Here is a 15480-nt window from a genome sequence, read left to right as displayed (position 1 = left end):
CCAAAATATATTGAGTTTGTGTCTGGATTGCCAAAGTCTACAGTCGGTAAAATTCTACGTCGTGAGTTGCCTAAAACCGTGCAGCCGGATGCCAAAGCCTGTTAAGGAATGACATAGTCAAAATAAAAAAGGAATCTTTCGATCACTGCTGTCCCATAGTTTGCTTTAAATAAAAAAACCTGAGTCCTAACAGTTAAAATATGAGTGCAAACAAACTGCATCAACAGCAGCAGTAGCGAATTAGAATTTCGGCATAAAACTAATAAAAACCCTGATGTGACATCACATCAGGGTTTTTAACCAGTAAATAAATAACTGACCTACAATGACTTATATCTGGATGAAATCTTATTTTAATAACTTTAACAGCGCCTCAGCCGTTGCGGCAGAAGATGCCGGATTCTGTCCGGTAATTAACAGGCCATCTTGCTGTACATGCACCTGCCAGTCCTCAGCCTTGGAATACTGTCCGCCTTTTTCTTTCAGCGTATCTTCAACTAAGAATGGCACAATATCAGTCAGCCCAACACCATCTTCTTCGGTATTACTAAAACCGGTCACTGATTTGCCTTCGACAATAGGTCGGCCTTCTGCATTCTTAACATCGCGAAGTACACCCGGTGCATGACAGACAAGTGCCACAGGTTTATTGGTCTGTAGAGTCTGTTCAATTAAGGAAATAGAATGCTGGTCCTTGGTCAGATCCCATAACGGTCCATGACCGCCCGGATAAAAGACCGCATCAAAATCCTGATTTAGCACTTCACTTAATTTATGCGTATTGGCAAGTGCCTGCATAGCCACTTCATCTGCTTCAAAACGTTTGGTTGTTTCGGTTTGCGCATCAGGTTCATTACTTTTTGGATCAAGTGGTGGCTGGCCACCAGCAGGAGAGGCTAATGTTACGTCTGCGCCTGCATCAATAAAAGTGTAGTAAGGCGCGGCGAGTTCTTCGAGCCAGAATCCGGTTTTTTTACCCGTTTCGCCAAGTTGATCATGTGAGGTTAATACAATCAGAATTTTCATATTTTTCCTTAAAATTATCTTGAATGACTTGATGAAATAACGAAACAAAGGAACGAATCTGACTTCCTAACGCAATCAGATTTTTTCGATTGTTTAAAAATAAAAAGAATAAAATCTGGATAGTTAAAATGATGCTAAATCAATAGCATCACTTTCCTTGAATTTTAGACAGTTTAGCCTTTCTTTTTCTTGCCACCGCCGTCCTGCTTATTCACAGTCGACCAAGCAATACGTTCTGCTTCGTCTTCAGAACGACCACGATCTTTTTCACTGTCTTCAATATGCTTAGCCTGCCGTTTTTGCTTTTCGGTATAAGCCGATTTATCACCTCTAGACATTTTACTATCCTCATCAGGTAGGGTCTGAAATCACTATAACAAGGGATGATTTTGGCGCGGGTAATCATCTGTCAGGATTTGTTTGAATTGTTTTATAGCTTTAAGATGAATTTTATTGATATTCATCAAATTCTGTCCTTTGAAAGGTGTCTGAATCTAAAACATATCAAATAATTAATAAAAAAGTAGATAACGACCTAAAAGACCGCTATCTACTTTCAAACTTTGATTAGCCGTTAATAATACTGCCGCCATTTACATGAATAACCTGACCTGAAATATAGCTGGCTTCTTCACTGGCCAGAAATAAATAGGCAGGAGCGACCTCACTCGGTTGTCCCATACGTCCCATTGGTGTCTGTTTACCAAAATCTTCCAGTTGTTCTTCATCAAAGCTACTTGGAATGAGTGGTGTCCAGATTGGGCCTGGTGCAACACCATTCACACGAATTCCGGTTTTATTTTTCGCCAGATTGGTAGATAAGCTGCGAGTAAATGAAGTAATCGCGCCTTTGGTACTCGAATAGTCTATCAACGTGTCATGCCCATGATAGCTGGTGATACTGGTCGTATTAATAATACTGTCACCTGCCTGCATATGCGGAAGCACCGCCTGAGTTAGATGAAACATGGACAGGATATTGACATTAAAGGTCTTGAATAACTGGTCTGGAGAAATATCAGTAATACTGTCCTGCGGATACTGTACACCCGCATTATTTACCAGAATATTAATGGTTTTAAATTCCTGAAGGGTCTGCTCAACCATTTTTTTGATTTCATCAGGATGCTGTAAATCGCATTGAATCAACATGCAACGGCGTCCTTCTGCTTCAACCATTTTTTTGGTATCAAGCGCATCTCGGTCTTCATCCAGATAGCAAATGGCAATATCGGCACCTTCACGGGCAAACAATACTGATACAGAGCGACCGATCCCGCTGTCACCACCTGTAATGAGTGCTACTTTGCCTTTTAATTTATCGCTACCTTTATAATTTTCTTTAATGACTTCCGGGATAGGATTCATTTTAGTCTGGTCACCCGGTTGATGGGCTTGGGTTTCAGTTGAAGCTGGAGTTTCAGGATAGTTATTCATATTTTTTCCTTGATTGCTCTTGATGAAAAAATATATTAGGAGCTTTTAGTTGGGATTAAATCAGACTCAACACTTCATAACAGAATCTGTGCAAGATTTAGCATTTATACATTTAGCTTAAATTGACACTTTAAAACTGTATGTTTGAGTTATTTAAAGTCGACTTCTAGAATGAAATATCGGGTTTCTTTTAAGAAATTGCTCGTGCCCTCATTACAGAACCTGCCTTGTTACTGGCCGATGAACCAACCGGGAACCTGGATACCCAGACCGCGTCTGAAGTTTTTGAACTGTTTCGTAAAATAAATAAGGAACAGGGCTGTGCCATTTTGCTGGTGACTCATGATCCGCGCTTGTCTGTTAGTGGTGACCGCACTATCAAGTTAGTTGAAGGTCTGATTCAAAGTGATACCAAAACAGCTCCAGCAGATATTCCTGAAAATACTTAACTTTTAAATATTTAAGAAGTTTTATTCTTCAATTATAGATAAATGAAGATTTTTCTTATCACTTAAGCCTTGCAATAAAGCTGATATAAGGTTTGCATCAGGGTGAGTAATTTGGGGTCGGAAAGCTGATAAAAAATCTGTTTGCCTTCACGACGCGTGCTGACCATTTCGGCTTTTCGGAGTACGGTAAGTTGTTGCGAGAGAGTAGGTTGGTGAATATCAGTTTGTAGCTCAATCTGTTGTACATTCATTTCACTATCGACCAGTACACATAGAATTTTCAGACGGTCAGAATTCGACAACACTTTTAAGCGTTCGCTCACTACATGAGCCTGAGAAAAATCAATACGTGTCTGAGTTTCATCTGCTGTCATATAAAAACCTGTATTTGTATTAGTCACGCAATATTCAAAAACTGTCTTTATTAATATTTTTAATTATATAATATAAAAATATATATTGTAAGTAGGATATGCTCATGCATGACTTTTTGGCAGCGTTTCTCGGTGGATTACTGCTTGGTCTTTCAGTGGTCGGCTATCTGTATGTCAATGGCCATATTGCGGGCGTGAGTGGTTTGGTTGGGCAAGTACTTAATCGAAAGACGATTTTCAAAACTCCTGCGGTCTGGTTTTTAGCAGGACTATTTATAGTTCCATTTATCTACGGCGTTTTGTTTCAGCCAGAAATTGAGCTGAATGCCAGCCCATGGATGATGGTCATTGCCGGTTTGCTGGTCGGTTTTGGTACACGTTTAGGCTCAGGTTGTACCAGTGGGCATGGCATCTGTGGGATTAGCCGTCTGTCAAATCGCTCCTTTGTTGCGACCGGGTCTTTTATGCTGGCGGGATTTATCACGGTTTATGTTGTTCGTCATCTGGTTGGAGCTATTTAAATGAAAAATCTATTCGCTTTTCTATTTGGTGGCCTGTTTTCAGTCGGCTTAATGCTCTCAGGCATGTCTAATCCTGAAAAAGTTCTGGATTTTCTGGATCTGTTTGGGGATTGGGATGCCAGCCTTGCCTTTGTCATGATGGGGGCTATTCTGGTGGCGTTTATTCCTTTCCAGAAAGCTAAACATAATCCAAATCCAACCACTTTATTTAATGAACCCATTGATTTACCAAAGCATCAAAAGATTGACCCTAAACTGCTGTCGGGTAGTTTATTATTTGGTATCGGTTGGGGAATTGCAGGCATTTGTCCGGCACCCAGTTTTACCCTGATTGGTTTGGGACATTATCAAGCCTTGTATTTTATGGCAGCTATGATGCTTGGGGTCTGGATTCACCGTAAATGGGCAGGAGTATAAATATGACACAGCAGTCACACGTCAAAGCATTTTTTGATAAAAATACCAATACTTTTAGTTATGTAGTGAGTGATCCTCAAACTGCCCAATGTGCCATTATTGATAGCGTGCTGGATTACGATGCTGCGTCTGCCATCACATCGACCGAGCATGCGGATCAGATGATTGCCTATGTAAAATCACAAGGTTTGACCGTGGAATGGATTCTGGAAACCCATGTTCATGCTGATCATCTGACAGCCGCCCCATATCTGAAACAGCAATTAGGCGGCAAGATTGCAATCAGTAAGAAAATTTCGCTGGTGCAGGAAACTTTTGCCGAGATTTATCATCTGGACATGAAACAGATCAATGCGCATCAGCCTTTTGACTATCTGTTTGAAGATGGTGAGCATTTCAAGATTGGTGAACTGGAAGTTTATAATATTCCTACGCCAGGACATACACCTGCCTGTTTAAGCTATGTGATTGGTGATGCCGTCTTTGTAGGGGATACACTGTTTATGCCTGACTATGGCACGGCTCGTTGTGATTTTCCAAATGGCAGTGCCTCGGTTTTATATGATTCTGTTCACAAGCTATTTCAACTCCCGGAAAGTACCCGGGTATTTCTATGTCATGACTATTTGCCAGAGTCACGTCATGAATATCAATGTGAAACGACGATTCAGCAGCAAAAACAGCAAAACGTCCATATCCGTGAAGGGATTAGCAAATCTGAATTTGTACAGATGCGAGAGCAGCGTGATGCGGGTCTAAGTATGCCTAGACTGATTTTGCCTGCGATCCAGATCAATATGAATGGAGGACAGTTTCCAATGCCAGAAAACAATGATGTGTCTTATTTGAAGCTGCCGCTAAATTATTTTAAGAAGTGATCAATTTATCAGGAACAAAATATTAATCTTTAAATTAAGCGCTTATAAAGTTTGCGAATTTTAATATTCCACCCTATGCTATTTGGGTTAACTCATTTTTATATTTTCAGGGTGCATCGTGCTCAGACAGTTCTTTAAACAGATCTGGTTTGTGATGCTTATGGTCTTCGCCGTAGGCTGGAGCGGCATGTCTGTTGCTTCAGTAAAAACGATGCATCTGGAAACGTCAGCGAAGCAGATGAGTTCCCATTGTCAGGAAATGGCAAAAATAGAGAAGTTACATAGCCAGCATCAAGCTATGCATGGTTCTGCTCATGATATGAGTCAGGACATGGATTGCCACTCCGACTTAAACGAGCACAAAGATGACTGTCCGGATTGTATTTATAGCTCTTGCCATAACCTGAGTAGCTGGATCGATGTGGAAATTTCGAAGTTAACTCTCCCTGAGATTCATGCCTTAGAAACTACTTTTATTTCTAATTATCAAGCCAAGCACCTTGCCGGGTATTGGCAGGAAATACTGCGCCCACCTAAAGCTTAATCCTCGTTATTTATATTTTAATAAATCAAGGATTAAGTTATGTCGATTAAAATTAGTCAAAGCCTGTTATTGGGCTTAAGTTTAGTGATTTCGTCTTCATTATTTGCTGCTGTAAAAGAATATCAGCTGGTTATTGAAGAAGGTCCAGTCAATCTCACTGGTAAAACGGTACAACGTATTACAGTGAATGGAAAATTTCCTGCACCTTTACTGGAATTTGAGGAAGGTGATGAGGCGATTATTCGCGTTAAAAACAAACTAAAAAATAAAGAAAGTTCTCTTCATTGGCATGGTTTATTGCTACCCGGCCTGATGGATGGTGTCCCGGGTTTTAACGGGTTTCAGGGCATTGCACCTGATCAGGAATTTGTCTATCGCTTTAAAATTCGTCAGAGTGGAACCTACTGGTATCATGCCCATTCCAAGGGTCAGGAACAGGACGGCCTTTATGGCGCCTTTGTGATCTATCCCAAAAACCAGACGGAAGTTCCTGCACATGAGCAGACCAAGCGTGATTATGTGGTCATGCTTTCAGAATTTCATGAGCAGTCCGGCCAGCAGATCATGAATAATTTAAAAAAATCTGCCGAGTATTATCAAAATCAGCGTGAAACTCTGGGCGATGTTTTTCAGCAAATCAAACGGGAAGGGCTTAAAGCCACCTGGAATGATCGCAAAATGTGGAATCAGATGCGCATGCTGAAAACTGATCTGTCTGATGTAGCCGGCTATACCTTTTTGGTGAATGGAAAAACGCCTGAACAGAACTGGATGGCACAGTTTAAACCGAATGAAAAAGTGCGACTGCGTTTTATCAATGCCTCTGCCATGTCATTTTTCGATGTGCGTATTCCACAGTTAAAAATGACAGTCGTCAGTGCAGACGGGCAGCCTGTCAAACCTGTAGTTGTCGATGAATTCCGCATTGGTGCCGCAGAAACCTATGATGTGATTGTGGAGCCCGCTGCGGAACACTATCAGATTGAAGCTGAATCGATTGACCGTTCTGGTTTTGCGATTGGCAGCTTACAGAATGAGTTAAAGCCAGTTCATCATGCCATACACAAACCTATATCCCGTCCTCGTGCCTTATTGACCATGGAAGATATGGGACATGGCAACATGCAGGGTGAAGAACACGAGCAGATGAATCATCAGAATCATGCTAGTCATGACATAAATGTCAAAAAAGATAATGAACATACGATGATGGGGTATAAGCAGCATGTATCAGCCAAAGTGGTCGAGCAAGGGGAAGATAATCATGCCGAGCATTCAGATACTTCATCCGCTTTGGATGATGTGAATCACACAAATATGACCGGGCATAGGCAACATGAAAAAGATGCCAAAACTTCTACGCAGCAACCAGTTTACGGCTGGGCCAACGCCTCTACACCTGCCGGGCATAAAGCTTTGCAATATAGCGATCTCAAATCTTTAACTCCGCAAAAAGATACTCGCGAAGCAGAAAGTGAATTGGTGATTCGTTTAGGCGGCACCATGGAACGGTATATCTGGACCATGAATGGCAAGAAATTTAATGAAGCAGAGCCGCTTAAAGTGAAGTTTGGGGAACGGATCAGGCTGAAATTTATCAATGACAGTATGATGGCACATCCAATGCATTTACATGGCATGTTCATGCAGCTCGAAAATGGCCAGTCTGCAATAGATATGCCGAATAAACATACAGTGATTGTCCCACCCGGAAAAACCGTTACGACTTTGCTGACTGCAAATGAACTAGGTGAATGGGCAATTCATTGTCATCTGTTGTATCACATGACTGCCGGCATGATGAATAAACTGATTGTAGCGAATGTTCAGGAAAATGGCGTTTCGACTCAGGATACTGTGCGAGAAGATCATTCCAATCATCACATGCCAAAACCATCAGAAAAACAAGGAGATGCTCATGCGCACCATTAATCTTTGTTTGAAACCTGTTTTGGCTAGTGTATTGGCGTTGGGGAATATTGCTGTTTTTGCTGAAGAAAGTTCTCAACAGCATGCTGATCATTCGATGCATCATCGACAATCACTCCAATCGTCAGAGCATCATTTAACTTCAGTAGCACCGGAAGTTGCTGAAAATTTAATTCCAGATTCAGCTTCAACCTATTCCAATGAGCATGATCATCGCAAGGAACATGGAGGGCAAATTTATACGTGGGTCAAACTGGACAATACATGGATCAAAAATTCAGAAGGTGAGGGAGGTTTACAGTCTGAGAATGAGCTTCGGATTGGCACGGATGAAAATAAACTGTTCATTAAACTCAAAGCTGACAAACAAGAATCCAGAACAACAAAATATGCAGTCCAAGCTCTGTATAGCCGGAATATTTCAGATTTCTGGGATGCTCAGGCGGGTCTTCGCTATCGTCAGGAAAGTTTGGGGCAGCCTAATGCTGGGCAAGATAGTGAACATGTAGATGCAGTGTTTGGATTCCATGGACTGGCGCCGTATTTCTTTGAAACCAATACACATCTGTATCTTGGTGAAGATGATTTTATCGGGCTTGAATTGGAAACAGAGCGTGATCTGCTACTCACACAAAAACTGATTTTGCAGCCTTATTTTGAAGTTGACCTCATTCTGAAGGATAAAGCAGCCAATGCCAAAAAGACTGGAATAAGTCATGCGGCATTCGGTCTGGAAACTCGTTATGAAATCAATAAAAAGATCATGCCTTATCTTGATATTGCTTATGAATATTCCAAGGGTAATGAGCACACCTCATGGCAGGACGCATCTGATTCTGAACAGGGCTGGCGTTATGGAATCGGTTTAAGAATGATGTTCTAAACAGATATGTATATAAGCTAATATTTATGAGGCGGAAAAATCATTTTCTCGCCTCATATACTCAGTTATATCTTATTCTTAAGGCCTTTATAAACTTTTAAATTTTTCTTTGTTTTAAATTATTCATCTTCAGAATAAATATAAATACGATTGGACTTATAAAAACCCAAAGTGCCATAAAGCTAATACTACTACTGAATTGAGTTCGTAAAAGGGACAATACCAATAGTAAAAGACTGCCTGAGATCAATTTAACGATGACCGGATAACTCACAAGAAAAGAATATCGAGATTGTCTGGTTTTTAAAATCTGTTTTTCACTCACTGCATAAAAACCAAAACAGGCCATCCAGATCAGTCCTACTATTGCCATCCATATCATGAAGAAGACTCCTGCTGTGCAGTTCTAAGCTTGGCCTGAATTTTATGAACAGCTTTTTGCTGGATAGGTGTAATTTTCTGATGTAGGAAGTAAGCGAGAAGTGCCAAGATCCAGAGCATCAGATCGATACGCAAAAACAGCCAATAGTTTGCAAAAGAATCCAGATAATGCTGAGACCATAAATAATATAGGTCGATGAATGGAAGCATAAAAGCGGCACAGATGAGAATTTTAAGCTGCGTTTTCCATAAATGCTGTTGTGGCGTTAAACAGGCCAAGATAAAACTACTCAGCCAAATACCAAAGAAGATATAGATTTCATAATTTGTTGTGCCTACAGGAATGTGAACTAAACGGTTTGCATAAAAATAAGCCAGCATGGCAATAGGTAAACCAATTATCATGGTGATATTCAGACGATTCACCAGATAATATCCAAAGTGAAAACGATCCGATTTTTTCTGCATCTGCCGTTTCAGGCTCCAGAGCAATAATCCGGAAGCGATCATGGCACAGCCTAATATGCCTGAGAAAAATAGGGCTAAACGTAAAACAGGTTCAGCAAAACGTGCCATGTGCAAACCATATACTCCGGCATTCAGGGTAGCAATTGCACTGTCATTACGAGTGTTTTCAAGCAATCTGCCCGTCGTCGCATTTAATACGAGTTGTGCCTGATTGCGGGTAATAGAATGATCTTTCAATTCGGTTAAGGTAATCTTTGCCAGCTGGGTATTCGGCTGCTTCACGGTAATATTGTCAAATTCTGATTTTCCCCAGTGCTGCTGCGCCGTAGTGATAAAATGTTGAATCGGTAACATCTCCGTTTTAATGGGCACAGCAGAGGGAGCAAGCACATTTTTGGTTCGGATTTCTTCAAAATATTGAAATGGATTTTCTGGATATAGCTGCTTCATGCCAGAAGGCAAAACAATATAAAAGAAAATAGATAGTCCAGTAAAAGTCATAGTTAAAAAGAACGGTAGCGCAATGACGGAACTGACATTATGAAAATCCAGATAGGAACGTTGTCCTTTAAAAGCTCTCAGAGTAAAGAAGTCGGTCAGAATTTTTTTATGAGTAATGATTCCGGAAATCAGGGTCATCAACATGATGAATGCAGCAATGGTGACAATCAGACGGCCAATGGTATAAGGTACGCCATATAGCTGAAAATGAAAGTTATAGAAAAAATCTCCCCCCTGTGTAGCCGAAAGCGTTAATTCCTTACCTGTCATAGCATCCAAGGTTTTAAGTTGATAAGCACCCTCTGCAGTTTGCCAATAAATTTTATTAACCGGTAAATCCTGATTCGCTACCCCGATATACCAGTTCTGTGCATCAGGTGCATGTTGCTGTAAATAGCTATAAGCAGTTTTTAAAGCAATTTCCTGGTTAACCTGCATCGTGGCAAATTGTGGCTGCATCCACATTGTAATTTCATGGCGATAATAAGTGACCGCACCTGTTAAAAAGATCGCGAAGAGCAGCCAGCCAAAACTTAAACCTAGCCATGAATGTAGCCATGCCATGGATTGACGGACAGATTTATGCATGGTTTAACCTATGAAGCGGGAGATGGTAAATAAGCTAAGGAAAGGAAGCAGGCTATAGACCGAAAGCTTTTTTAAACTCTGGATACAGAAGATGCCAATCACAAAACAGACATAAAAAATCAGGGCAATAACGGCGGCCAAATAGACGGATTCTGCTTTGGGCAGAAAAGCCTGTAGAAAGTAAGCCAGATCGAGTGCGATCAAATAACTGCACAAGTAGCCCATTCCAAAGCTCATGCCTAAGCGATAGAAAATGGCGAGTGGCTGCACTACAACAGACATCATATTTGGCCTTGAATAAATCTATACTGATGAAAATCTAAAAACTTAATGAACAAAACTTAAAGTCGTGACCAGATACTGTTTTTTATAGACCTGCTGATTCAATTTTCCTGCCTTGTCTGCTTCTTTGCCGACTTCAATGACATATTGACCTTTCCATGGCGTGGCAATGGTAATCTGGCCTTGGCCGTTGGTGGTGTATTTTTTTAGCCAGAATTGCGGGGAAAAGACTGTGACTTCAACATCCGCAACAGCTTTACCCTGATACAGTACCGTAAATGTATTGCTGTTGATCTGGGTCGGGACAATATCCAGTTGGGACTCTGCTTTCAAGTTTTGTCTGCAGGATTTGGCATGATAGCTCAGCAATGATTCTCCATAGATCAATTCATGAGTGAGCTGGACATCGGTCTGGCCTTGGGTTGCATAGAGCAAATGATCCTGTTGCATTTGAGGACTAAATGTTTTTTTGGCCTGAACGGCCTTTGCCTGATTGAAAGACTTGAGGGCACCTTGCTGCGTTTCTTTGAGCTGTTCACTATATTCACCAAAGAACGCATGAGTCTGCTGATTTGTGCCACGTTCTAGCCAAAGCATATGCGCCTGAGCTGAAAGTGTCATAGACAGTCCAAGGGTCAAAGCGATCATTTTTTTCATTTGTTTTACCCATTTTTGTGTATGTAGTGATGATTTAGCCCTGAACATGTCGTCAAGGCTCAGCTTAAAAATTAATATTTAAATTTCACGGCCACACTGTAATTTGCCGGTGCACCATAGAAGCCTTGCTGATTCGGGAAATTAAATAAGTATTTTTCATTGGTCAGATTATTCCCGTTGGCCTGCAAAGTAATGTGATCATTGAGTTCATAACTGGCCATCAGATTCACAAGCGCATATGCATCCTGTTTGATAATGCCTGCTTGTTGGGTAACAACACCCTCTGTAGCAGCTTCAGGAACTTCTAGATAAGTTTTATCCTGCCATTGCACACCAAGGCCCAGTTTCAGTTTTGGAAGTTGTGGCACCTGATAGGTAGTTAAAAGATTAAAAGACTGGGTTGGATTGAAGGTACGCGCATCACCGCCATTGATCAGATCTTTCAGGCTAAACTGGGTATAACCAAAGCTTAAGTTAAAATGGTCGGTCAGTTGTCCCGCCAAGCCAAACTCGTAGCCTTGGGAACGCAGGTCACTGACCTGAGTTGTGCGTAAAGTCGGGATACCATCAGAATCACGAAGCGGATAATTACTTTGCTCCGTTCTGAACACAGCCATGGTGGCGGTAAGCTTGTCATTTAGCCAAGAACCTTTGACTCCGACTTCATAGCTTTCACCTTCGATCGGTTTGTTAATGCTGCCATCATCTGCTTTGGTGGTTTGCGGACGGAAAATCGAGGTATAACTCAGATAGCCTGTATATTCAGGGCTAAAATTATAGGTCAGACCGGCATAGGGTAAAACTTTATCTTCATCATAAACAGTATCTTTTCCATAACTACTGCCACTGCTTTCAGCCTGAACGTAGTTCACACCTAAAAGCAGTTTCAGATCATCATTCAGATGCAGTCGGGTCGCAGCATAAAGGCTCTGGTTCTTCTGCCGGATATGCATTTCACCACTGGTTTTCGACATATCCCAGCTTGGTTCTTCGGGTGTAAAGCTGGCTAAATCTGTGGTCAGCGGATTGACAAAGCTGCCAGCATAACCCAATTCATCCAGATGATTTTTGGCCCAGACATAGCCCAATGAGGCTTCATGGCGTTGTCCCCAAAGCGGATAGGTGCCGCTAAAACTCAGGCTGGCTTGTTGTTCTTTATTGTCATCAATATACATGCCTGGATATAAGAAAATACCTGAAGTACCGTCAGCACCAGGTTTACCGGACAGGAATAAAAGTTTTGAATCCCGGTCAGTCCGTTTTTCCTCATAACTCAGTTTAGCTTTCCAATCAGCACCAAGTTGTTGTTCGATCTCGGCAAAATAGTTTTTAATATTACTGTCCCAGTAGGCCCAGTCCGGACTGTAATTATAATTTCTTGAATAGCTTAACTGTTCACCTTCAGTATTGATTAAAGGATTGGAACCCCAATTGACACCATTTGGATTATGATTCGTTTCGGTATAACCAGCAGTTATTAAGGTCGAATCAGTCAGGTCAGCCTCAACAACTGCACCAATGCCATTTTTTTCGAGTTCATAGTGATCCAGATAACTATCACCTGTCTGCTGATAGCCAAATACTCGGCCTCTGATTTTTCCATCCTGTGTCAGGGGAGAGGAAACATCTGCTTCATAACGTTGGGTATTCCATGAACCATAACTGGTATTAAACGCGGCTTGAAGCTCCTGAGTAGGGCGTTTTCGAATCATATTAATGGTAGCGCCTGGATCGCCAATACCATTATTTAAGGCATTTGCACCTTTAACGATCTCAATACGGTCAAATAAAAAGCTGTCTGGATTGTCATTATTGTAGTTATAGCCTTCAAGCGGAATCCCAACGCCGTCTACCAATACGTTTGAGATTTCAAAACCACGTGATAGATAGGAAGTTCGTTCGGTCTCCTGGTTACTTACAGTGATCCCCGGTGAGTTACGGAGTACATCACGGGTATTATCCAGTGCAAAGTCATCTAATTGTTGACGCGTCACTACATTCACTGTTTGTGGCGTTTCCTTAAGAGGAATATTTAGTTTAGAAGCTGTTGCAGAATTTTGAATAATATAGCTTTTAGTCTGTTCAGAGCTTTCTGTTGTTTGTGCTGCATCAGTGACTATCGTGATGGTAGGAAGCTGCTGACTATTTTCTGCAAAACTTTGCTGGGTCATCAAAATAGCAAAACTGAGCAAAGATAGCTTGAAAGTTGGATGATTGGTATAAAACATTTTAATTAATGTAAATGATAATAATTATCGCTAATGTTATTGATTAGATATTTTTAAATCAATCTAAATACGATAGGAAATTTAAATTAAAAAATACTCATTGATAGAGGAATACTTTGCAGTTAAAGCAGATTAAAAGAAGGGATTAAGATTTTGCTTAAAATAAAAACGATTCATTATAGTAAAATAATATTTAAATTATTGATTTCATGTTAATTTTAAATTTATAAAGTATTTGCTAAATATTTTTCATGTATAGAATGCGATTAATGCTCAAATATAAAAAGAAAAATGAAATAAAAAAAAGCCATCACATTGATGGCTTTTTATAAATGGAATTGATCAATAAGTTTTATAAGGCAAGAACTTGCCAGACAATACGACATTGACGCGGTCGCCATTCGGATTTTCTTCGCGTTGAATATCCATACTAAAATCAATCGCGCTCATAATACCGTCACCGAATTCTTCATGAATCAGTTCTTTAATGGTAGAACCATATACATTCACCACTTCATACCAACGGTAAATTAAAGGATCAGTCGGTACGCTGGTTGGCAGGGAACCTTTATATGGCACGATCTGTAGCCATGCAACGGCTTCATCACTTAAGCCAAAAATCTGACCAATCTTTTCTGCTTGCTCTTTATTAAACGCCATCTGACCTAAACATGCAGCGGTTACCCATTCTTTAGAAAGACCAATCTCTTTGGCAACATCTGACCACTTAATTGACTTTAAAACTTTCGCTGAAATGATCATGTCAGTTACTTGTTGACGATGGGTAATCATAATCCTCTCCAAATTATTCTCAAATGAATGTATGCAGAACGGATAATGCAGATATCATGCCAAAAGTATTCTAGAGTTCATGCTAAATAGAAAATGAATATTTAAGCGATTATTAATTTTTTGTGGCACAGCTTTTGCTTCTGTTTCGATATACATGGCAACGACGCCATTCACCATTACCTGTTCTAATATTCAAGGCAACGGCGCCTAAGGTCTTCAGTGATCTTAGGCGTCTTTTTTTCGAAAAACAGGTCCGTATATTGAAAAAGAGGACGACAACATGGCATATCTTGCTCCTGCGGAGTTTGCAAAAAAAGTAGTAGATGCGGGTGAATCCAAGCTTCATATGGCAACCCGTGATGTTCTGATTCGTGCCTTTATGGCAGGTGCAATTTTGGCCTTGGCAGCCGTATTTGCAATTACGATTGCAGTGCAAACTGGTGTGCCACTGATTGGCGCATTACTGTTTCCTGTTGGCTTTTGCATGTTGTATTTATTGGGCTATGACTTGCTGACTGGGGTATTTGTATTGACACCGCTGGCATGGCTGGATAAACGTCCTGGCGTTACCTGGGCACGCATTTTAAAAAACTGGGGGCTGGTATTTTTAGGTAACTTTACTGGGTGTTTAGTCGTTGCAGTCCTGATGGCTGCGGTTTATACCATGGGCTTTGCAACTGATCCGAATCCAGTTGGTGAAAAAATTTCTCATATCGGTGAAGACCGGACCTTGGGTTATGCGGCTTATGGTTTCTCAGGTTGGATGACTATTTTTATTCGCGGCATGCTGTGTAACTGGATGGTGTCTTTAGGTGTGATTGGCGCAATGATGTCAACTACGGTGAGTGGCAAGTTCATCGCAATGTGGATGCCAGTGATGCTGTTCTTTGCCATGGGCTTTGAACATTCAGTGGTAAACATGTTCCTGTTCCCATTTGCCATGATGATGGGTGGTGACTTCTCGATTGCAGATTATTTCCTGTGGAATGAATTACCGGTTGCTTTAGGTAATCTGGTCGGTGGTTTAGCCTTAACAGGTCTGGCACTTTACACCACACATGTACGTACTGGCGCGAAAAAAGAATTCTAATAATGAATCATTTTTAAAGGGATCAATATGATCCC

The 15480-nt window shown here is 40.9% G+C and carries 16 protein-coding genes and 1 pseudogene; 8 read left to right on the top strand and 9 right to left on the bottom strand.

Annotated elements, in window-relative coordinates:
* Positions 1-348: 348 nt before the first annotated feature.
* The 3 genes from B3J29_RS13755 to B3J29_RS13745 form a co-directional block, all read right to left on the bottom strand.
* The gene (locus B3J29_RS13755) at positions 349-1026 is read right to left on the bottom strand and encodes a type 1 glutamine amidotransferase domain-containing protein (protein ID WP_004785731.1); all 678 of its coding nucleotides are present in this window, start codon (positions 1024-1026) and stop codon (positions 349-351) included.
* A gap of 173 nt (positions 1027-1199) precedes the next feature.
* Positions 1200-1364, bottom strand: coding sequence for a hypothetical protein (locus B3J29_RS13750; protein WP_004785734.1), 165 nt, complete (start codon positions 1362-1364; stop codon positions 1200-1202).
* 229 nt (positions 1365-1593) lie between these two features.
* Positions 1594-2463, bottom strand: a complete 870-nt coding sequence (locus B3J29_RS13745; RefSeq protein ID WP_004785736.1) for an SDR family oxidoreductase — start codon at positions 2461-2463, stop codon at positions 1594-1596.
* 197 nt (positions 2464-2660) lie between these two features.
* Between B3J29_RS13745 and B3J29_RS13740 the strand changes: the two are divergent.
* Positions 2661-2912, top strand: a pseudogene (locus B3J29_RS13740) (ABC transporter ATP-binding protein); the annotation flags it as partial.
* Positions 2913-2974: 62 nt separating this feature from the next.
* Here the strand turns inward: B3J29_RS13740 and B3J29_RS13735 are convergent.
* A complete protein-coding gene (locus tag B3J29_RS13735; RefSeq protein WP_004785741.1) occupies positions 2975-3286 on the bottom strand; it encodes an ArsR/SmtB family transcription factor in 312 nt (103 codons plus the stop codon).
* 104 nt (positions 3287-3390) lie between these two features.
* On the opposite strand from B3J29_RS13735, the gene B3J29_RS13730 reads away from it, so the two are divergent.
* The 6 genes from B3J29_RS13730 (at position 3391) to B3J29_RS13705 (ending at position 8458) form a co-directional block, all read left to right on the top strand.
* Entirely contained in the window at positions 3391-3807 is a 417-nt protein-coding gene (locus tag B3J29_RS13730; protein WP_004785742.1) for a YeeE/YedE family protein, read from the top strand.
* On the top strand, positions 3808-4224 hold the full coding sequence (locus tag B3J29_RS13725; RefSeq protein ID WP_004785743.1) for a DUF6691 family protein: 417 nt from the start codon (positions 3808-3810) through the stop codon (positions 4222-4224). It abuts the gene before it with no gap.
* 2 nt (positions 4225-4226) lie between these two features.
* Positions 4227-5102: an MBL fold metallo-hydrolase gene (locus tag B3J29_RS13720; protein WP_286965883.1), complete on the top strand. Its 876-nt coding sequence runs from the start codon at positions 4227-4229 to the stop codon at positions 5100-5102.
* Positions 5103-5220: 118 nt separating this feature from the next.
* Positions 5221-5646 carry a hypothetical protein gene (locus tag B3J29_RS13715; protein ID WP_286965880.1) on the top strand — a complete coding sequence of 142 codons (426 nt, stop codon included), beginning with the start codon at positions 5221-5223 and terminating at the stop codon, positions 5644-5646.
* A 39-nt stretch (positions 5647-5685) separates the two neighbouring features.
* On the top strand, positions 5686-7578 hold the full coding sequence (locus tag B3J29_RS13710) for a copper resistance system multicopper oxidase (RefSeq protein ID WP_286965877.1): 1893 nt from the start codon (positions 5686-5688) through the stop codon (positions 7576-7578).
* Positions 7565-8458, top strand: a complete 894-nt coding sequence (locus tag B3J29_RS13705; RefSeq protein ID WP_286965875.1) for a copper resistance protein B — start codon at positions 7565-7567, stop codon at positions 8456-8458. Before B3J29_RS13710 ends, B3J29_RS13705 begins: the two co-directional genes overlap by 14 nt.
* Before the next feature lie 378 nt (positions 8459-8836).
* On the opposite strand, the gene B3J29_RS13700 is transcribed toward B3J29_RS13705, so the two are convergent.
* From B3J29_RS13700 to cynS, 5 genes are all read right to left on the bottom strand, one after another.
* Complete coding sequence (locus B3J29_RS13700) at positions 8837-10396, bottom strand: PepSY-associated TM helix domain-containing protein (RefSeq protein ID WP_286965873.1); 1560 nt, start codon at positions 10394-10396, stop codon at positions 8837-8839.
* A 3-nt stretch (positions 10397-10399) separates the two neighbouring features.
* On the bottom strand, positions 10400-10681 hold the full coding sequence (locus B3J29_RS13695; protein WP_004647796.1) for a hypothetical protein: 282 nt from the start codon (positions 10679-10681) through the stop codon (positions 10400-10402).
* A 42-nt stretch (positions 10682-10723) separates the two neighbouring features.
* Positions 10724-11335 (bottom strand): DUF4198 domain-containing protein, encoded by a 612-nt coding sequence (locus tag B3J29_RS13690; RefSeq protein ID WP_286965871.1) that lies wholly within the window; start codon positions 11333-11335, stop codon positions 10724-10726.
* A 71-nt stretch (positions 11336-11406) separates the two neighbouring features.
* Entirely contained in the window at positions 11407-13563 is a 2157-nt protein-coding gene (locus B3J29_RS13685; protein WP_286965869.1) for a TonB-dependent siderophore receptor, read from the bottom strand.
* 342 nt (positions 13564-13905) lie between these two features.
* Complete coding sequence (cynS, locus tag B3J29_RS13680; RefSeq protein WP_004785763.1) at positions 13906-14355, bottom strand: cyanase; 450 nt, start codon at positions 14353-14355, stop codon at positions 13906-13908.
* A gap of 280 nt (positions 14356-14635) precedes the next feature.
* Between cynS and B3J29_RS13675 the strand changes: the two genes are divergently transcribed.
* Positions 14636-15445, top strand: coding sequence for a formate/nitrite transporter family protein (locus B3J29_RS13675; RefSeq protein ID WP_104426134.1), 810 nt, complete (start codon positions 14636-14638; stop codon positions 15443-15445).
* Positions 15446-15480: the final 35 nt, after the last annotated feature.

Origin of the sequence: Acinetobacter sp. UBA5984 (assembly GCF_002429925.1) — a bacterium.
Classification (GTDB): domain Bacteria; phylum Pseudomonadota; class Gammaproteobacteria; order Pseudomonadales; family Moraxellaceae; genus Acinetobacter; species Acinetobacter variabilis.
Note: the sequence above shows the minus strand (reverse complement) of the source record. Positions and strands in the feature narration are given on the sequence as shown.